Source organism: Pseudomonas sp. MWU16-30322 (genome assembly GCF_020515535.1).
Lineage (GTDB): Bacteria > Pseudomonadota > Gammaproteobacteria > Pseudomonadales > Pseudomonadaceae > Aquipseudomonas > Aquipseudomonas fluorescens_H.
Genome location: NZ_JAIWYL010000003.1, coordinates 390,526 through 409,969 on the forward strand (window position 1 = coordinate 390,526; position 19,444 = coordinate 409,969).

16 protein-coding genes are annotated in these 19,444 nt (G+C 61.7%); 13 read left to right on the forward strand and 3 right to left on the reverse strand.

The annotated features are described in order from the left end of the window. Positions 1 to 42: 42 nt before the first annotated feature. The gene (gene thiC / locus LCH64_RS07580) at positions 43 to 1,932 is read left to right on the forward strand and encodes a phosphomethylpyrimidine synthase ThiC (RefSeq protein ID WP_003221055.1); all 1,890 of its coding nucleotides are present in this window, start codon (positions 43 to 45) and stop codon (positions 1,930 to 1,932) included. 187 nt (positions 1,933 to 2,119) lie between these two features. Beyond that, on the forward strand, positions 2,120 to 3,412 hold the full coding sequence (cytX, locus tag LCH64_RS07585; RefSeq protein ID WP_226499886.1) for a putative hydroxymethylpyrimidine transporter CytX: 1,293 nt from the start codon (positions 2,120 to 2,122) through the stop codon (positions 3,410 to 3,412). Here the strand turns inward: cytX and LCH64_RS07590 are convergent. Next, positions 3,381 to 4,127: an RsiV family protein gene (locus LCH64_RS07590; RefSeq protein ID WP_226499887.1), complete on the reverse strand. Its 747-nt coding sequence runs from the start codon at positions 4,125 to 4,127 to the stop codon at positions 3,381 to 3,383. The genes cytX and LCH64_RS07590 overlap by 32 nt on opposite strands. 228 nt (positions 4,128 to 4,355) lie before the next feature. Between LCH64_RS07590 and LCH64_RS07595 the strand changes: the two genes are divergently transcribed. From LCH64_RS07595 to LCH64_RS07635, 9 genes are all read left to right on the forward strand, one after another. Then, positions 4,356 to 4,973, forward strand: a complete 618-nt coding sequence (locus LCH64_RS07595; RefSeq protein ID WP_103485530.1) for an NUDIX domain-containing protein — start codon at positions 4,356 to 4,358, stop codon at positions 4,971 to 4,973. Next, the gene (locus LCH64_RS07600) at positions 4,964 to 5,416 is read left to right on the forward strand and encodes a DUF1249 domain-containing protein (RefSeq protein WP_003221062.1); all 453 of its coding nucleotides are present in this window, start codon (positions 4,964 to 4,966) and stop codon (positions 5,414 to 5,416) included. Before LCH64_RS07595 ends, LCH64_RS07600 begins: the two co-directional genes overlap by 10 nt. 99 nt (positions 5,417 to 5,515) lie before the next feature. After that, positions 5,516 to 6,331 (forward strand): 3',5'-cyclic-AMP phosphodiesterase, encoded by an 816-nt coding sequence (gene cpdA / locus LCH64_RS07605; protein WP_226499888.1) that lies wholly within the window; start codon positions 5,516 to 5,518, stop codon positions 6,329 to 6,331. Between the two features lie 241 nt (positions 6,332 to 6,572). Further along, complete coding sequence (locus tag LCH64_RS07610; RefSeq protein WP_226499889.1) at positions 6,573 to 7,181, forward strand: YqiA/YcfP family alpha/beta fold hydrolase; 609 nt, start codon at positions 6,573 to 6,575, stop codon at positions 7,179 to 7,181. Positions 7,182 to 7,222: 41 nt separating this feature from the next. Continuing rightward, positions 7,223 to 9,130: a DNA topoisomerase IV subunit B gene (gene parE / locus LCH64_RS07615; protein WP_083367189.1), complete on the forward strand. Its 1,908-nt coding sequence runs from the start codon at positions 7,223 to 7,225 to the stop codon at positions 9,128 to 9,130. Further along, positions 9,130 to 10,119, forward strand: a complete 990-nt coding sequence (locus LCH64_RS07620) for an esterase-like activity of phytase family protein (protein ID WP_226499890.1) — start codon at positions 9,130 to 9,132, stop codon at positions 10,117 to 10,119. The genes parE and LCH64_RS07620 overlap by 1 nt, the downstream gene beginning before the upstream one ends. Further along, positions 10,116 to 10,640, forward strand: coding sequence for a TIGR02281 family clan AA aspartic protease (locus LCH64_RS07625; protein WP_226499891.1), 525 nt, complete (start codon positions 10,116 to 10,118; stop codon positions 10,638 to 10,640). The genes LCH64_RS07620 and LCH64_RS07625 overlap by 4 nt, the downstream gene beginning before the upstream one ends. A 7-nt stretch (positions 10,641 to 10,647) precedes the next feature. Further along, the gene (gene parC / locus LCH64_RS07630; RefSeq protein ID WP_003221074.1) at positions 10,648 to 12,912 is read left to right on the forward strand and encodes a DNA topoisomerase IV subunit A; all 2,265 of its coding nucleotides are present in this window, start codon (positions 10,648 to 10,650) and stop codon (positions 12,910 to 12,912) included. Between the two features lie 186 nt (positions 12,913 to 13,098). After that, positions 13,099 to 13,809 (forward strand): ABC-type transport auxiliary lipoprotein family protein, encoded by a 711-nt coding sequence (locus LCH64_RS07635; RefSeq protein WP_003221076.1) that lies wholly within the window; start codon positions 13,099 to 13,101, stop codon positions 13,807 to 13,809. Between the two features lie 225 nt (positions 13,810 to 14,034). Here the strand turns inward: LCH64_RS07635 and LCH64_RS07640 are convergent, their stop codons facing one another. Next, positions 14,035 to 15,549: an AhpA/YtjB family protein gene (locus LCH64_RS07640; RefSeq protein WP_226499892.1), complete on the reverse strand. Its 1,515-nt coding sequence runs from the start codon at positions 15,547 to 15,549 to the stop codon at positions 14,035 to 14,037. 134 nt (positions 15,550 to 15,683) lie between these two features. Here LCH64_RS07640 and serB point away from each other — a divergent pair, with 134 nt between their 5' ends. Continuing rightward, on the forward strand, positions 15,684 to 16,898 hold the full coding sequence (serB, locus tag LCH64_RS07645; RefSeq protein ID WP_003221079.1) for a phosphoserine phosphatase SerB: 1,215 nt from the start codon (positions 15,684 to 15,686) through the stop codon (positions 16,896 to 16,898). A 136-nt stretch (positions 16,899 to 17,034) separates the two neighbouring features. Here the strand turns inward: serB and LCH64_RS07650 are convergent, their stop codons facing one another. Further along, positions 17,035 to 18,789, reverse strand: coding sequence for a molecular chaperone (locus tag LCH64_RS07650; protein WP_226499893.1), 1,755 nt, complete (start codon positions 18,787 to 18,789; stop codon positions 17,035 to 17,037). 220 nt (positions 18,790 to 19,009) lie between these two features. On the opposite strand from LCH64_RS07650, the gene LCH64_RS07655 reads away from it, so the two are divergent. Beyond that, entirely contained in the window at positions 19,010 to 19,411 is a 402-nt protein-coding gene (locus LCH64_RS07655; protein ID WP_003221082.1) for a hypothetical protein, read from the forward strand. Positions 19,412 to 19,444: the final 33 nt, after the last annotated feature.

A 19,444-nucleotide genomic window follows, 5' to 3' on the forward strand; every position in this document is an offset into this window, starting at 1 on the left:
GCTCCGACAATCCACTGCTGGATGCTGTCTGGAGAGCCCGTGATGACGACAAAATCAAAAAACGCGATCAACCTGAGTGACTCGGCCAAGGTCGATGAACAGTCCGTTCAACCCTTCACTCGTTCGCAGAAAGTCTACGTTCAGGGCTCGCGCCCGGACATCCGCGTGCCGATGCGCGAAATCACCCTGGATGTGACCCCGACTGACTTCGGCGGCGAAATCAACGCGCCGGTCACCGTGTATGACACCTCGGGCCCGTACACCGATCCGAACGTGGTGATCGATGTGCGCAAAGGTCTGGGCGACGTGCGTTCGGCGTGGATCGACGACCGTGGCGACACCGAGCGTCTGCCAGGCTTGAGCTCGAACTTCGGTCAGGAGCGTCTCGCTGACCCGGAGCTGACCAAACTGCGTTTCGCTCACGTCAACAACCCGCGCCGGGCCAAGGCCGGGGCCAACGTCAGCCAGATGCACTACGCGCGCAAAGGCATCATCACCGCCGAGATGGAATACGTCGCCATCCGCGAAAACATGAAGCTGCAAGAGGCCCGCGCTGCCGGCCTGTTGACCCAGCAACACGCCGGTCACAGCTTCGGTGCGAGCATCCCGAAAGAAATCACCGCTGAATTCGTCCGTGAAGAAATCGCCCGTGGCCGCGCGATCATTCCGGCCAACATCAACCACGTCGAGCTGGAACCGATGATCATCGGCCGTAACTTCCTGGTGAAGATCAACGGCAACATCGGCAACAGCGCGCTGGGTTCGTCCATCGAAGAAGAAGTGGCGAAACTGACCTGGGGCATTCGCTGGGGTTCGGACACCGTGATGGACTTGTCCACCGGCAAACACATCCACGAAACCCGCGAGTGGATCATCCGCAACTCGCCGGTGCCGATCGGTACCGTGCCGATCTATCAGGCGCTGGAGAAGGTCAACGGCGTCGCTGAAGACCTGACCTGGGAGCTGTTCCGCGACACGCTGATCGAACAGGCCGAGCAGGGCGTCGACTACTTCACCATCCACGCCGGCGTGCTGTTGCGCTACGTGCCGCTGACCGCCAAGCGTGTGACCGGCATCGTTTCCCGTGGTGGTTCGATCATGGCCAAGTGGTGCCTGGCGCACCACAAAGAGAACTTCCTCTACACCCACTTCGACGAAATCTGCGAAATCATGAAGGCCTACGACGTCAGCTTCTCGCTGGGCGATGGCCTGCGTCCGGGCTCGATTGCCGACGCCAACGACGAAGCGCAATTCGGCGAACTGGAGACCCTCGGCGAGCTGACCAAGATCGCCTGGAAACACGACGTGCAGTGCATGATCGAAGGCCCTGGCCACGTGCCGATGCAGTTGATCAAAGAGAACATGGACAAGCAGCTGGAGTGCTGCGACGAGGCGCCGTTCTACACCCTCGGCCCGCTGACCACCGACATCGCTCCGGGTTACGACCACATCACCTCGGGTATCGGTGCGGCGATGATCGGCTGGTTCGGTTGCGCCATGCTCTGCTACGTGACGCCGAAGGAACACCTCGGCCTGCCGAACAAGGATGACGTGAAAACCGGGATCATCACCTACAAGATCGCCGCCCATGCCGCCGACCTTGCCAAGGGCCACCCGGGCGCGCAGATTCGTGACAACGCCTTGAGCAAGGCGCGTTTCGAATTCCGATGGGAAGACCAGTTCAACCTCGGTCTGGACCCGGACACTGCCCGTTCGTATCACGATGAAACCCTGCCGAAGGACTCGGCCAAGGTCGCGCACTTCTGTTCGATGTGCGGGCCGAAATTCTGCTCGATGAAGATCACTCAGGAAGTCCGCGAGTACGCGGCCAACCAGCGGATCGACGCGGTCGACGTGGATGTCGCCCAAGGCCTCGCGGAACAGGCCGAGCGGTTCAAGAAGGAAGGCAGTCAGCTGTACAAGAAGGTTTGATCTGACCTGAAGTCTGCGGTGTCTGTGCTGGCCTCTTCGCGAGCAAGCCCGCTCCCACATTTGAATCCAGTTGTTCACAAAACTTGTGTTCACGGGAGATCCAGTGTGGGAGCGGGCTTGCTCGCGAAGGCGTCAGAACAGGCGCCAAGGATCTCAATGACACAAATACTCCTCCGAGATAACACCCTTGAGCATTCAACCCAGCACTTATTCCCCCGACCTCGCCGTACCCGCCGACAAGCGGGTATTCGGCGCTCGCGATCTGTTTTCCCTGTGGTTTTCCCTCGGCATCGGCCTGATGGTGTTGCAGACCGGCGCCTTGCTCGCGCCCGGTCTCGGCCTGTCCGGTTCACTGCTGGCGATCTTCCTCGGCACCCTGGTCGGCGTGCTGCTGCTGGCGGCCGTAGGCGTGATCGGCAGCGACACCGGCCTGTCGTCGATGGCCGCGCTGAAACTCAGCCTCGGCAGCAAAGGCGCGGGCCTGCCGGCGCTGCTCAACCTGCTGCAACTGATCGGTTGGGGGTCGTTTGAAATCATCGTCATGCGTGATGCGGCCAGTCTGCTTGGCACCCGTGCGTTCAGCGAAGGTTCGCTGTGGGCCAGTCCGATGCTCTGGACCTTGTGCTTTGGTGCGCTGGCGACCCTGCTCGCCGTCAGCGGGCCGCTGACGTTCGTGCGCAAGATCCTGCGCAAATGGGGTATCTGGCTGATCCTCGCGGCCTGCATCTGGCTGACCTGGAACCTGTTTGCCAAGGCTGATCTGGCGGCACTCTGGGCGCGTGCCGGGGACGGTTCGATGCCGTTCGCCGTTGGCTTCGACATTGCCATCGCGATGCCGTTGTCGTGGCTGCCGCTGATCGCCGATTACTCGCGTTTCGGCAAGCGTGCAAAGAACGTATTTGGCGGCACCGCCATCGGATTCTTCATCGGCAATTTCTGGTTGATGAGCCTCGGCGTGGCCTACACCCTGGCGTTCGCGCCGAGCGGTGAAGTCAACGCGTTGCTGTTGGCTTTGGCCGGTGCTGGCCTGGGGATTCCGCTGTTGCTGATTCTGTTGGACGAGTCGGAAAACGCCTTCGCCGACATTCACTCGGCGGCGGTGTCGAGCGGGATTCTGTTGCGTTTGAAAGTCGAGCATCTGGCCTTGGCCATCGGCGTGCTCTGCACCCTGATCGCGCTGCTGGCGCCACTGGCGCAGTACCAGAACTTCCTGCTGCTGATCGGCTCGGTGTTCGCGCCGCTGTTCGGCGTGGTGCTGGTCGATCACTTCATCCTGCGCAAGCGCCGGGGCCAGGTCGCTGCGGCCGCGTTGCGCTGGCCGGCGCTGTTGGCGTGGCTGGGCGGTATCAGCACCTACCACTTGCTGGCGAATCTGTATCCGGATGTCGGCGCGACCCTGCCGGCGCTGGTGCTGGCAGGGCTGCTACAGCTGGTGCTCGGCCGAGCCTTCAGCTACGGCCCGGAAACAGCTCGGGCTTGAGGATGCCGTTCAGGCGCGAGTAAGGGATCGTCATTTCGATCAGGCCCAGCGCGTAAGGCGCGATGGTGCTCACGTTGTACTTGAGCACCACGCCGCCGGTTGTCAGGGCCACGTTCGGGGTTTTCACGAATGGCCAATTCCTCACGAACTCCGGTTCCTGATCGAGCCTGGTGTTGATCAGCCAGCTGTTGTGCACTACCTGTGCGGCTTTCCAGAACATTTCTTCCTGACCCGGCAGCAACATGTCCGACAGGCTCAGCACTTTGTGCTGCTGACGCGAATAGTTGATGAAGCCGCGCCCCGGTGTGTCATGAGCGCCACCGGTGTCGAGGTAGCTCGACAACTCGATGATCACCAAGCCGTCATGCTGCTCACGTACCTTGGCCTGCAAATAGCTGCCGTAGTGTGGGTCGGCGGTGCGCAGGAACTGATCACGATAGGCGGCCAGCGTTGGTGCCACCGGCGCATTTGGCTCGCTGCGAGTCATTTGCAGCAGACGCTTTTCAATGATGCCATCCAGTGCCGGCTCAGCCGGGAAGCGCAGGGTATCGATGTTTACCAGTGGGCAGTCCGGGCCGGAACAGCCGGGTTTCAGGGTTTCCGACGCATCGCGGGTGGTTTCCAGCGGCGTGCGGTAGCTGGGCTGGAACAGGCTCGAGCATGCGCCAAGAGTCAGGGCGATGGCGGCCACGGAGGCAATTTTGAAGAGCGACATGGGCGTCCTTTGTGAAACAGAGGAAGGCAAAAAGTTATCCGCTTCGACTCTCGTCGAGGCAGTCAGTTCGCCACTAAGCTAATTAGAGTGGGTTTCGCCTCCACCGTCCATCCCGCTGACGGTAAAGGGGCTGCATCAATCATCGCGGGCGCGTTAGGATGGCGCGAAGTCGAGGTTGCCAGTCACCCAAAGCAACCTCGAATCGGATTTGCAGTAGAGAGGATGCTCATGACTGATTTTGCCAACGCCACTCCGGCCACCGTCGATGTTGTAAAGCGCGAGCGCTGCTACGAGGGCTTCTACAAGCTCGACCGTTTGCACCTGCGCCATGAGCTGTTCGCCGGCGGCATGAGTCGCGAGATCAACCGCGAAGTCTTCGTGCGTCACGATGCCGTGTGCCTGCTGCCCTACGATCCGCAGCGCGATGAAGTGGTGCTGCTCGAGCAGTTTCGCGTCGGCGCCATGGGCAAGACCGACAACCCGTGGCTGGTCGAACTGGTCGCCGGTCTGATCGACAAGGCTGAAGTGCCGGAAGAAGTTGCTCACCGCGAGGCGCAGGAGGAAGCTGGACTGGACATCAAGTCCTTGTGGCCGATGACCAAGTATTTTCCGTCGCCGGGCGGCAGCAATGAATTCGTGCATTTGTACCTGGGGCACTGCAGCACCGACGGCGTAGGCGGCCTGCATGGGCTGGAGGAAGAAGCAGAAGATATCCGCGTCACGGTCTGGGCGTTCGAAGATGCCTTGCAGGCCGTCCGTGACGGACGCATTGCCAACGCGGCGAGCATCATCGCCTTGCAATGGCTGGCGCTGAACCGCGCCGAAGTGAGGGGGTTATGGTCGTAAACAAGCTGCGCGATCGTTATCGAGTCGACCTCGCGGGGCTGCAAGCCGCCTGCGAGGCCAACTACGCGCGCCTGATGCGACTGGTGCCGGACATGCGCAACGAACCCGAGGCGCGGCGCATCGCCGTGACCCAGGGCGAGCAGATGCTCGGCGTGCTGGCCCTCGAAGTGCTGCAGACCTGTCCGTACACCACCACCTTGCAGGTGCGTCAGGAACACAGTCTGCCGTGGCTGCCGGTGCCGCAGCTGGAAGTGCAGGTCTACCACGACGCGCGCATGGCCGAGGTAATCAGCGCTGAACATGCACGACGCTTTCGCGGCATCTATCCTTACCCGAACGCCGCGATGCATCAGCCGGATGAAAAGGCCCAGCTCAATCTGTTCCTGGGGGAATGGCTGAGCCATTGTCTGGCCCTGGGGCACGAGTACGAAGTCGTACGCTAGTTGTGAACTGCGTCCGGTTCGTCGGTTTCCTCTTTGTGTCATCCCCCAGCATAATTGCGGCACTCAACCGATTCCGTGCTTTTGCCCTGGGAGAACGCCTTGCCGAGCGTATCCACATTGACCACCGCCGATCCGGCGTTGCTGGTGCAGTTATCCGACAGTCATCTGTTCGCCGAGGCGGACGGCACGCTGCTGGGCATGAATACCCGCGAAAGCCTGCAAAAGGTTATCGAGCTGGCGCTGGGTCAGCAGCCGCAGATTGATCTGCTGCTGGCCACGGGGGATATTTCCCAAGACGGCACTCTGGAGTCGTATCGACAGTTTCGTGACCTGACGCGGCAGATCAATGCGCCGGCGCGCTGGATTCCCGGCAATCACGATGAGCCGCGAATCATGGCCGAGGCCGCGGAGCAAAGCGCATTGCTGGAATCGGTGGTGGACATCGGTAACTGGCGGGTGACCTTGCTCGATTCGGCGGTACCGGGTTCTGTGCCGGGTTATCTGCAGGACGATCAGTTGCAGCTGCTCGCACGTTCGCTGAGCGAAGCCCCGCAGCGCCATCATCTGGTGTGTTTCCACCATCATCCGGTGCCGATCGGTTGCGCGTGGGCGGAGCCGATCGGCTTGCGTAACCCGGAAGCGTTTTTCGCGGTGCTGGATCGTTTTCCGCAGGCCCGCGCAGTGCTGTGGGGGCATGTGCATCAGGAATTCGACCGCGAGCGCAACGGCGTTCGGCTGATGGCCTCGCCTTCGACCTGCATTCAGTTCGAACCGGGGAGTGAAGACTTCAAGGTGGGCGAGCAGGCGCCGGGATATCGCTGGTTGCGGCTGTTGCCGGATGGACGGCTGGAAACCGGCGTCGAGCGCGTTACCGACTTCGAATTCACCGTCGATTACGGCTCCGAAGGCTACTGATTTCGATCAAGAGCCCCTCACCCCAGCCCTCTCCCGGAGGGAGAGGGAGCTGACCGAGGTGTCTGGCGTTATCCATCGACCTGAAAGAATGTGTCGATTATGGATTCGCTGAAACTCGCTCAAGTCGGTGTAGCTCTTGAATATCCCCCATTCAGTCCCCTCTCCCTCCGGGAGAGGGCTAGGGTGAGGGGCTTTCTCCCTGTAAACTCCGCTATCTTTCGCCGACACTCAGGGAGCTCAAATGTCCGGTTCGATCCTCTATATCCACGGTTTCAACAGCGCCCCGGCTTCGAAAAAGGCCTGTCAGCTGGTCGAGGTAATGGAGCGGCTGGGTTTGAGCGACCAATTGCGTGTCCCGGCGCTGCATCACCACCCGCGTCAAGCCATCGGTCAGTTGCAGCAGGCGATTGCCGAGCTGGGCCGGCCGTTGCTGGTGGGAAGCTCGCTCGGCGGCTACTATGCGACTCACCTGGCTGAGCGCCACGGCTTGAAAGCCCTGCTGGTCAACCCGGCGGTCAGCCCGCACCGGATGTTCGACGGATACCTGGGCACGCAGAAAAACCTGTATACCGATGAGACTTGGGAATTGACCCGCGACCATGTGACGGCCCTGGCCGAGCTGGAAGTGCCGGCGCCCGTGGATGCACAGCGTTATCAGGTGTGGTTGCAGACCGGCGATGAAACACTGGATTATCGCCTCGCCCAGCAGTATTACCGGGCCTGTGCTCTGCGCATTCAGGCCGGCGGCGACCATGGTTTCCAGGGTTTTGCCGGGCAATTGCCGGCGTTGCTGAGTTTTGCCGGCATTGGCGCCGATTTGTATCAGGCAATCGATTTCACCGCACTGTGAAGTCTTGCCCCTTTTCATTGAATCACTGACGACGAGACCCTATGGCCACTCCCAGCGCTAGCTCTTATAACGCCGACGCCATCGAAGTCCTCTCGGGCCTCGACCCGGTGCGTAAACGCCCCGGCATGTACACCGACACCAGTCGGCCGAACCACCTCGCCCAGGAAGTCATCGACAACAGTGTCGACGAAGCCCTGGCCGGCCACGCCAAATCGGTGCAGGTCATTCTGCACGCCGATCACTCGCTGGAAGTCAGCGACGACGGTCGCGGCATGCCGGTCGACATTCACCCGGAAGAGGGTGTGTCGGGGGTCGAGCTGATCCTCACCAAGCTGCATGCGGGCGGCAAGTTTTCCAACAAGAACTACCAGTTCTCCGGCGGTCTGCACGGGGTGGGTATTTCCGTGGTCAACGCCTTGTCGACCGAAGTCCGGGTACGGGTAAAACGTGACGGCAACGAATACCAGATGACCTTCGCCGATGGCTTCAAAGCCACCGAACTGGAAATCGTCGGCACCGTCGGCAAGCGCAACACCGGGACCAGCGTGTACTTCGCGCCGGATCCGAAATACTTCGATTCACCGAAATTCTCCATCAGCCGCCTCAAGCACGTGCTCAAGGCCAAGGCTGTGCTGTGCCCGGGGCTGCTGGTCAGCTTCGAAGACAAAGGCACCGGCGAGAAAGTCGAGTGGCATTACGAAGACGGTCTGCGCTCCTATCTGGTGGACGCGGTCAGCGAATTCGAACGCCTGCCGGACGAGCCGTTCTGCGGCAGCCTGGCCGGTAACAAGGAAGCGGTCGATTGGGCGCTGCTGTGGCTGCCGGAAGGTGGCGACGCGGTGCAGGAAAGCTACGTCAACCTGATCCCGACGGCGCAGGGCGGTACCCACGTCAACGGTCTGCGTCAGGGCCTGCTGGATGCGATGCGCGAGTTCTGCGAATTCCGCAGCCTGCTGCCGCGCGGCGTGAAGCTGGCGCCGGAAGACGTCTGGGAGCGCATCGCTTTCGTGCTGTCGATGAAGATGCAGGAACCGCAATTCTCCGGCCAGACCAAAGAGCGTCTGTCGTCCCGTGAAGCGGCGGCGTTTGTCTCCGGTGTGGTCAAGGACGCGTTCAGTCTGTGGCTCAACGCCAACCCGGAAACCGGTCTGGCGCTGGCCGAACTGGCAATCAACAACGCCGGTCGCCGCCTCAAGGCGAGCAAAAAGGTCGAGCGTAAGCGCGTCACCCAGGGGCCGGCGCTGCCGGGCAAACTGGCTGACTGCGCGGGTCAGGACCCGATGCGTTCCGAGCTGTTCCTGGTCGAGGGTGACTCCGCCGGTGGTTCCGCCAAGCAAGCGCGGGACAAGGAATTCCAGGCGATCCTGCCGTTGCGCGGCAAGATCCTCAACACCTGGGAAGTCGACGGCAGCGAAGTGCTCGCCAGCCAGGAAGTGCACAACATCGCCGTAGCGATCGGGGTCGATCCGGGCGCGGCGGACATGAGCCAGCTGCGCTACGGCAAGATCTGCATCCTTGCCGACGCCGACTCCGACGGTCTGCACATCGCCACGCTGCTGTGCGCGTTGTTCGTCCAGCACTTCCGCCCGCTGGTGGATGCCGGTCACGTCTACGTGGCGATGCCGCCGCTGTACCGCATCGACCTCGGCAAAGAGATCTACTACGCCCTCGACGAAGCCGAGCGCGACGGGATTCTCGACCGTCTGGTGGCCGAGAAGAAACGCGGCAAACCGCAGGTCACCCGATTCAAAGGTCTGGGTGAAATGAACCCGCCGCAACTGCGTGAAACCACCATGGACCCGAACACCCGGCGTCTGGTGCAACTGACGCTGGGCGAGGATTTCGCCGAAACCTCGGAAATGATGGACATGCTGCTGGCGAAGAAACGCGCCGGTGACCGCAAGACCTGGCTCGAATCCAAGGGCAACCTCGCCGAGGTGCTGGCCTGATGCGGTTTGGCTGGGCCTTGGCGGGTGCCTTGCTGCTGAGTGCGATGGGCGTGTCGGCGGAGCCGCTGCAGGAGTTGCGCGTGCTTTCGGAACATCCGGTCGAAGGCATGCGTGGCGGCAACCTGTCGGGACTGGCCATGTGTGGCAGCGAGTTGTGGACGGTGTCGGACCGCGATGACGATCAGATCTACCGGCTCAATACCGCCGATCAGGTCTGGCAGGCCGAAGCCTTGCACATCGACGTGCCGCCAGTGCCGGAGACCGGTTTGCCGTGGGGGTTGCGCTCGCGCAATTGGGCCGCGTCGTTCGTGCGCGGTGGCGACCTGGATTTCGAAGGCATCAGCTGCGACAGCACCGGCAATCGCTACATTGTCAGCGAGGGCCACGCGGCGGTCTTGCAGGTGCCCGTCAGCGGCCCGGTCAACTGGCTGAAGATTTCGCCGATGATGGTTCGCGAAGCGCGGGCCAGTGGCATGCTCCTGCATTTCAATGCGATCTTCGAAGGTCTGGCGATCAACCCGGCGGGCGATCAGATGTGGCTGGCCGGCGAACGGCAAAACCGCGGCTTGCTGCTGATCAAGCGTCAGCAGACGGTGTGGGATTGCGACGGTCGTTGCGTGCTGCTCAGCGAGGGCGGCAAGGAGATGCAGCCGCCGCAGTTCCCGCACGCCAAAGCGGTCGACCGCGACTTTTCCGACCTTTCGTTGTTCAACGGCAAATTGTTTACCCTTGAACGTAACGCCTTCCAGATTTGTCGGCGCGATGCGCAGACTGCCAAGGTCGAGCGCTGCTGGTCGTACGCCGCTGAACTGTTGCAGGCCAACCGCCGTTACTCGCAGAACTTCGGGTTGGAAGAGGCATTGATCGTTGAGGCTGATGGTGCGTGGGTCGGCGTCGACAATAATTTCGGCCCGCGGGCCGACGGTGAGGTTCGGCCGATCGTCTGGCGTTTCGCCGCGCCTGAAGGTGGCTGGAGCGCCAAGCCGTGAGTCAGCAACCGCCGGGCAAGCGCGCCGGTCGGGTGTTGATGATTCTGGCCTGGTGCGCGGGGCTGTTTCTGGCCACGCGGTTTTTCGGCCAGTGGGAAGAACGGCAGCAGAATCCGAACGTCGTGGTCACATCCGAGCAGCATGACGGGGTGATCGAAGTGCAACTGGCCGGCAACGCCCAAGGGCATTTTGTCGCCAGCGGCCAGATCAACGGGCAACCGGTGGAGTTCATGCTCGACACCGGCGCGACCGATGTGGCGATCCCGGCGGATCTGGCCAAGCGTTTGAAACTGGAAGAAGGTTTCGGTGTGACCCTGAGCACGGCCAACGGCCTGAGCCAGGGCTATCGTACAAAAATCGACCGCCTGCAACTGGGCGACATCGTGCTGCGGGATGTCCGCGCACTGGTCGCGCCGGGGCTGCATGGCGATCAGGTGCTGCTCGGCATGAGCGCCCTGAACAAACTTGAATTTACCCAGCGCGGTGGCACCATGCTGCTGCGCCAGACAACGAACCGATGAGGCCCGCATGAGCGACTCCCTTGATCTCAGCCTGGACGGTGTAGAACGCCGCTCGCTGGCTGACTTCACCGAAAATGCCTACCTCAACTACTCCATGTACGTGATCATGGACCGTGCTCTGCCGCATATCGGCGACGGCCTGAAACCGGTACAGCGGCGTATCGTCTACGCCATGAGCGAACTGGGGCTGGACGCCGATTCCAAGCACAAGAAATCGGCGCGTACCGTCGGTGACGTGCTCGGCAAGTTCCACCCGCACGGCGATTCGGCGTGCTACGAAGCGATGGTGCTGATGGCCCAGCCGTTCAGCTATCGCTACACGCTGGTCGACGGCCAGGGCAACTGGGGTGCGCCGGACGATCCGAAGTCCTTCGCGGCCATGCGTTACACCGAAGCCCGTCTGTCGCGTTATTCCGAAGTGCTGCTCAGCGAATTGGGCCAGGGCACCGCTGACTGGGGGCCGAACTTCGACGGCACCCTGCAGGAACCGCTGGTGTTGCCGGCACGTTTGCCGAACATCCTGCTCAACGGTACCACCGGCATCGCTGTCGGTATGGCCACCGATGTACCGCCGCACAACCTGCGCGAAGTCGCCACCGCTTGCGTGCGTCTGCTCGATGAGCCGAAGGCCACGGTCGAACAGCTCTGCGAGCACATTCAAGGCCCGGACTATCCGACCGAAGCGGAAATCATCACCCCGCGCGCCGACCTGCTGAAAATGTACGAAACCGGCAAGGGCTCGGTGCGCATGCGCGCCGTGTACCACGTCGAGGACGGCGACATCATCGTCACCGCGCTGCCGCACCAGGTCTCCGGGGCCAAAGTGCTGGAGCAGATCGCCGCGCTGATGCAGGCCAAACCGTCGAAAGCGCCGCAGATCGCCGACCTGCGTGACGAATCCGACCACGAAAACCCGTGCCGTATCGTGATCATTCCGGTCAACAGCCGCGTCGATCATGAAGCACTGATGCAGCACCTGTTCGCCAGCACCGAGCTGGAGTCGACCTACCGGGTCAACGTCAACATCATCGGTCTGGACGGCAAACCGCAGCTGAAAAACCTGCGTGCGTTGCTGGTCGAATGGCTGGAGTTCCGCGTGCTGACTGTGCGTCGCCGCCTGCAATTCCGCCTCGACAAGGTCGAACGTCGTCTGCACCTGTTGGACGGTTTGTTGATCGCCTACCTCAATCTGGATGAAGTGATCCACATCATCCGCACCGAGGAACACCCGAAAGCCAAGCTGATCGAGCGTTTCGCCCTCAGCGAGATTCAGGCTGACTACATCCTCGACACCCGTCTGCGGCAGTTGGCGCGACTGGAAGAGATGAAACTGCGCGACGAGCAGGACGAACTGCTCAAGGAACAGGCCAAGCTGCAAGCCCTGCTGGGCAGCGAAGCCAAGCTGAAGAAGCTGGTGCGCACCGAGCTTCTGAAAGACGCGGAAACCTATGGCGATGATCGTCGTTCGCCAATCGTCGAGCGCGCTGAAGCCAAAGCGCTGACCGAGCACGATCTGCTGCCGAACGAGAAAGTCACCGTTGTCCTGTCGGAAAAAGGCTGGATTCGCTCGGCCAAGGGGCATGACATCGACGCCACCGGTCTGTCGTACAAGGCTGGCGACGGCTTCAAGACCTCGGCGGCGGGGCGTTCCAACCAGTTTGCGGTGTTTATCGACTCCACCGGCCGCAGTTACTCGGTGGCCGCGCACACCTTGCCATCGGCTCGGGGCCAGGGCGAGCCGTTGACCGGCCGCCTGACCCCGCCACCGGGCGCGACCTTCGAATGCGTGCTGATGCCGGAAGACGATGCGCTGTACGTGATCGCCTCCGACGCCGGTTACGGTTTCGTGGTCAAAGGCGAAGACCTGCAAGCCAAGAACAAGGCTGGTAAAGCTTTGTTGAGCCTGCCGAATAACGCCAAAGTCATCGCGCCGCGTCCGGTCGCCGATCGTGAACAGAACTGGCTGGCCTCGGTCACGACCGAAGGGCGTCTGCTGATTTTCAAAATCAGCGATCTGCCACAGCTGGGCAAGGGCAAAGGTAACAAGATCATCGGGATTTCCGGTGAGCGCGTGGCCAGTCGCGAAGAATATGTCACGGACATCGCCGTGCTTCCGGAAGGCGCCACCTTGGTGCTGCAGGCCGGCAAGCGGACTCTGTCGCTGAAGGCCGACGACCTCGAACACTACAAGGGTGAACGCGGACGTCGTGGCAATAAGCTGCCACGTGGCTTCCAGCGAGTAGATGCGCTGCTCGTCGAAAACCTCAATTAGGCGAGAACGCCCTCCTAGAGAGCTCGATCTGCGATTTAACGCGTAGATCGACGCTTTGGCGCTGGAGTCGGAACGCATATTCACGGATGATATGGCCTTTCCAAACGCCGGCGTGGCCGAGCGTTCTTCATATTTATTGAGTATTTTCACTGTGGTCAGCCTTGTGGCGGCCACCTGGACGGGATGATGACTGCTCTGCGCCCCCTTATTTTCCTGCTCGCTGGCGTTTTGGGCCTGGCGGGCTGCAGCGTTCACCAGCCGGTGTCGCTGTATCAACTGGACAGTGGAAGTCCGGTTCAGCCTGCGCAAAGCGCAGGCATGGCGGTTTTGTTGGGTCCGGTAGTCGTGGCCGACTACCTGCAACGTGAAACCCTGCTGCAACGTCAACCGGACGGCAGCCTGCAAGCCTCGACCGACGGTCGCTGGGCCGGCAGCCTTTCGTCGGATATCGATCAATTGCTGATGCGTCAGGTGGCCGGTCATCTCGACAGCCAGCGTGTGGTGCTGGCACCGGCCACTTTGGGCTTTACCCCGGATGTACAGGTATTGCTGACCATCACGCGTCTGGACTCCGGTGAGAAACAACCGGCGATCCTCGATGCGCAATGGCGTCTGATCGACCGTCGTGGTCAGGTGCGCGATAACCGCATCGTTCATCTGCAAGAGCTGCACGCCGGGACTACGGCTTCGCAGGTTCAGGCGCAGGGCATTCTGCTGCAGCGTCTGGCCGAGCAGTTGTCGGTGGCGCTCAAGCCATTGGCCAACCAGCCACCAGTGGCCGAAGCTCCGCGTAAAGCGGCGCCGAAACCGGCAGCGCCGGCGGCGGATGCCGATAAGCAACCGAAGATTCCGATGGCTTCGCCGATTCGCACCGATATGGAAGTGTTCCGCTTCTAAGACTGGATCGAGTCAAACCCAAAGCCCGCCTTGTGCGGGCTTTGTCGTGTCTGGGAAGGGGAGATCTTTGTCGTCAGTGCCGGCGCCTTCGCGAGCAAGCCCGCTCCCACAGGGGAGCGCGATCAACTGTGGGGGCGGGCTTGCCCGCGATGAGGTCCGGACAGGCCATAAAAAAGCCCGCAGACAATCACTCGTCTGCGGGCTTCTGTGCATCTGGCCTAAGGCTTACGCCCGGCGCTCATGCATCCGCGCCAGTTGCCGCTCCAGCATCGAGGGATAAGGCTCCATCAACCGCTCGACACAGCAGGCCCCCTCAGGGCTGGCGATCGGGCGGATCCGCGCACGCTGGCGAATCAGCGCATCATCACCGATCTTGCGCTCGACCAGCAGCAGGTTGCGGCTGTGTTGCGACAGGGCCAGGGCATCCTGAGCCGAATCGGTCAGCAGCAGGTCGATCTGGCTCAGACCGAACAGGTCATCGCCCAGGGTCAGGCCCAGTTGCAATTGCAGGGTGATGCCGCTGTCGGCGACTTCGATCTGCAACTGATGGCCCAGCGCCCGCAGCAACTCGCCGCAGCAGATGGCGTTGGTCAGGTAGTCATCACCGCTGTCTTCGGTGTGGAACAGCATCAGTGTGCTGCCATCGTTCAGGGTTTCGATTTCGCCCTGATACAGCGAAGCGGCCTGGTCGAGGCAGTCGCGGTAGCGCTCCAGCAACTCTTCCAGGCGGGCACGCGGCAGGCGCCGCAGTTGCTCTTGCGAACCCAACTGGATCGCCAGCACCGCGCTGTGTTGCGGCACGCTCGGGGTTGCCTGACGCGGGGCCGCTGGAGCGGCTTCGGTCAGCGACTCGTCGCGCAGATCGGCAAACGGGTCTTCGTCGTCATCATCGTCTTCAACGGTGCTGACCACGTGGCGCGGCGCAGGCTTTTGCGCGGCCATCGGGCGGGTTTCGTCAAAGCTCGGGTCACGCAGATTGCGCACTTCGAACTCTGGCTCATCTTCTTCGAACTCGGGTTCCGGCTCGGGCTCTGGTTTTGGCGCAGGTTCCGGAGCGAAGTTGGCGTGCAGCTGACGCGCCAGATCACCGATCTCGTCCTGACGCTCGGTGGCCGGGGTGTATTCGTCGATATTGCGCAGCCAGACGCGCAATTGCAGCAGCGGCGTCGACAGGTAGCGACCCATGCGCAGGCTCAGGGCCAGCGACAGGGCCAGCAGAATCGCGCTGAGAATACCCATGCTTTGCAGGCTGATGGTCATCGGCTGCTGGAACTGATCCATGTCCAGGCTGATGCGCAGTTGCCCGGCGGTCACGTCCTGGAAGGTGATCTTGCTCTCGTACATGCCCTCGGCTTCGCCCAGCAGGCTGTGCTTGGGGCGCTGACCGGATTCGGCGAGGATGCGGTTGTCCACGCTATAGATAGCGGCGTGTGCCACCAGCTTGTTTTTGGTCAGGTTGTTGAGCAGCACGTTGAGGCTGAGGATGTCGTTGGACACCAACAGTTCAGTGGCAGAGGTGGCGGTCTGCGTGGTCAGGCTTTCGCCCAGCGCATCGGCCTGCTCGTGCATGGCCTGCTTGAACTGCAAGCCCATCACCCCGGCATAGATCACCAGGGCCAGAGCGACCAGGATCACGTTATGGCTGGCAATGCGCAATGCAATCGGCACACGGCGGTGGCGCAGTGCACGGAAGATCAGCAGGAAGAAGTTATCGGTTTTAACTGGCGTGGGCCGGTTCACTGAGCTCGGCTCTTTTGTCCGTGAAGTTGACGCGCAGTATAGCGACAGGCCCTAGACCGGCAAAGCGCTCGCGGTGCCCGATGGTCACTGAAAGTGGGTAGAATGCGGTTTTTTTCCAGTTGCGGGGGTGCGCGTTGCGCGAAATCGTCCTGATTAACATCACGGGAGTCGACCGTCCGGGTCTGACTGCGGCCATTACCGGCGTTCTGGCCCAGGGTGGTGTGAACATTCTCGACATCGGTCAGGCGGTGATCCACGACACCCTGTCGTTCGGCATCCTGGTTGAAATTCCCGACTCCGAGCAAGGCAAAGCCGTGCTCAAGGACATTCTGTTCAAGGGCTACGAGCTTGAGCAGCAGGTGCGCTTCACCCCGGTGTCCGAAGAGGATTACCAGCAGTGGGTGGGCAATCAGGGCAAAAAACGCCACATCGTCACCCTGTTGACCCGTAAAGTGACCGCCGGTCAGTTGCAGGCTGTCAGTTCGATCACTGCCAAATATGGTTTGAATATCGATCATATCGACCGTTTGTCGGGTCGCATGCCACTGGACACGCCGGCCGACAAGGGCAAGGGCTGCATCGAGTTCTCCGTGCGTGGCGAAGCGGCTGATCCGCAGGCCCTGCGTGCCGAATTTCTCAGCGTTGCTCAGGAACTGAATGTCGACATCGCCTTCCAGGAAGATTCGCTGTTCCGTCGCAACCGGCGTCTGGCGGTGTTCGACATGGACTCGACCCTGATCGAAGCCGAAGTCATCGACGAACTGGCCAAGGCTGCCGGCGTGGGTGAGCAAGTCTCGGCCATCACCGAGCGCGCGATGGCCGGCGAACTGGATTTCCGCGCCAGCTTCAAGGAGCGCCTGGCGCTGCTCAAGGGCCTGGATGTCAGCGTGCTGGACTCGATCGGTGCTTCGCTACGCCTGACCGAAGGCGCGGAAACCCTGTTCGCCGAACTCAAGCGCCTGGGCTACAAGACCGCGATCCTGTCCGGCGGCTTCACTTACTTCGCCAAGCAGTTGCAGGCCAAACTCGGCATCGACTACGTGTTCGCCAACGAACTGGAAGTGGTCGACGGCAAGTGCACCGGCGTGGCCATCGAGCCGATTGTCGATGCGCAGCGTAAAGCAGATCTGCTGAAGGAACTGGCGCACAAGGAAGGCTTGTGTCTGGAGCAGACCATCGCTGTCGGCGATGGCGCGAATGACCTGCCAATGCTGGCGATTGCCGGCCTGGGTGTAGCGTTCCGCGCCAAGCCGCTGGTCAAGCAGTCGGCCAAGCAGGCGATTTCCACCCTTGGGCTGGATGGCGTGCTGTATCTGCTGGGCTTCCGCGATCGCGACGGGCAACTCTGAGCCTGAAACGGCCCCCTGTGGCGAGGGAGCTTGCTCCCGCTGGGGCGCGAAGCGGCCCCGCTCTTTAACTCAAGAGAGTGGGACTGCTGCGCAGTCCAGCGGGAGCAAGCTCCCTCGCCACAGTTTCTTTAAAGCTTCAAAGCGATTTCCACAACGAGTCGAAATTCTCCTCGCCCCCGCCATTCTGCGCGGCTTCCAGCGAGCGATAGGCAAACTGATTGAAACTGTGGGTACTCGCCACCCGTCGATCCAGTCCGGCGCGGTGTTCTTCGCCGTGGGTGTTGATCAGCACTTTATTGCCTTCCTGAAACGGCAGGCGCGGGGCGAGCAAGGTCGCGGGCAGGTCGATGGCGCTGATCTCGGGCAGCAACAGGCCGCGCAAATAGTGGCTGTGATCGTCTCGCGAACGCACCAGTTGCAAGCCACAGGGTTCGGCGTGTGGCGCCACCAGCTCGATGCCCATTTGCGGCCCGCTGCCGCGTACCTGACGAATCCAGCGCACCACCGCAATGCTCCAGCCCTGATTCGAGCTGTCCTGAATACCGACCATTTCCCCGGCCTGCAACTCGGCGGGCACGTCACTCGGCCACATCAGGCAATAGCCGCCGGGACTGTGGTTGATCACCGCTAACGTGTAAGTCGGGTAGTGTGGAGTGCTGCTTGCGTTGCTTTCATCGTCGCCCAAGTGCTCGTACTGGATTTCCTCGTACGGCAGCAATTCCTCAGCCGCGCTCAGCGGGGCGGCGTCGAAGGCCTGGCTCCAGCTGTCCTTTTCGCCCTGAACCACGGCGCGGCTGAAGTTCGCCGCGCGGGCGCCGGGATGTTTCAGCAGTTCGCTGAAAGTGCGCTCGCCGCCCAGATAAAAGTGCAGGGCGCTCATGCCGACGCACACGCTCAGGCTGCCCTGACCGATGGTGCGCTGAAAGCTGCGCTCGGCGGTATGTCCCCAACTCGCGTGCAAATGCTGCAGGGTATCGAGGCTTAGTCCTGCCGGGACGGGCAGCGGCACCGACGTCTCTTGCTGCAGTAAATGCGCTTCGATCACGTTCACCAGCGGTTGCGGATCAAAGCCCTGCAGTGCGCCCTGTTGTTCTTTGCGAAACATGCTGCGGTAACGCGGACCGGCGTCCAGTTCGGCGCTGATGGCGAACATTCCATCGTCCGGCCTGCCGGGATGCAGCTTGAGCAGGGCGCTCCACGGTTCCAGCACTTCGCCCAGTCGGGCGATCTGGTTCTGACGCAATTGATTGCAACGGGCGCTGCCCAGCAGCAACGCGGCGATATAGGTCTGTTCCAGGCTCAGTTCGCTGCTCAGGCTCGCCAGATCGTCGGGCACCCGGCGCTGATGCAACTGCAATGCGCAGGCGCAGCGATACAGCTGATGCAGCTCGAACCACAGATGTTCCGGTGCCGGGCTATACAGCTGCGTCGCCCGCAGCAGTTGCCCCTTGAGTGCATGGGCGGCCCGTTGCAGGGCCTGACTGACCAGCGCCGCACGATCCTTGGTGTACTTAGGCGCAATGCGCAGAACGATCTGCTTGTAGCCGATGGCCAGCTGACTTTGCAGCGCCTGGCACAGATTGCTGATCTTGCGCGAACGGTCATCGAGCATGATCGCCTGATGCAGGAAGTGCCGCTCCAGATGCTGACAAACGAAATACACCTCGGGGCGCAGCAGCTCCAGGAGGTGCAGGCGATTGTCGCTGGGGGTAAGCAATTGGTTGAGTTCGCCCAGGCCCTGGTACAACTGGCGAGCGGTTTCGCCGATGTTGGCCTTGGGCAGGCCGGCGATCCAGCGCTTGAGGTCGCGCGGGGTGGCTTCGCAGAACGACAGGCGCGTTTGCGTCGGGATCGGCGCGCGCAGGGAGGGTTGGGGGCGTGACTCACTCATGCCGTGACGGGCTCCAGCGGCGAAATAGGCAACTCCGAGAACTCTAGCAGCTGTGATTCGTTTCGCCGGATGGCGGCAGGCTTTTTGACCGCTGGTCTGCTGGCCGGATGCCATTCGACAAGCCCTACTAGGCTCTCAGGCGTGCGATCGGAAACGCACGGTTGCACGGCCTGCCGTCAACCTCGGGCAGGTCTCCCGAAACTTCAAGGAGATGAGGTTCATGTCTAAATATGCAGTGGCAAATCAATGGGGCGGCAGTTCGGCACCGTGGCATCCGGGTGGAACCTGGGTGTTGGGCGGGCGGGACAACCAGAAAGTTGTCGCCATCGAGATCAAGTCGGGCGATGGCGGCAAAAGCTTCACCGGCACCATGACTTACGCCGGCGAAGGCCCGATTGGCTTCAAGGCGCAGCGCACCGGTCAGAATCAATACAACGTCGAGAACCAGTGGGGTGGCAATGATGCCCCATGGCATCCGGGCGGCAAGTGGGTGATCGGTGGTCGGGACAATCAGGACGTGGTCGCGTTGAGCGTCACTTCCAGCGATGGAGGGAAAAACCTCAGTGGCACCAATACCTACGCCAACGAAGGGCCGATCGGCTTCCGTGGGCAGATAGAGTAACGGCGCCTCCCAGGTCGTGTCCGCCCCTTCACA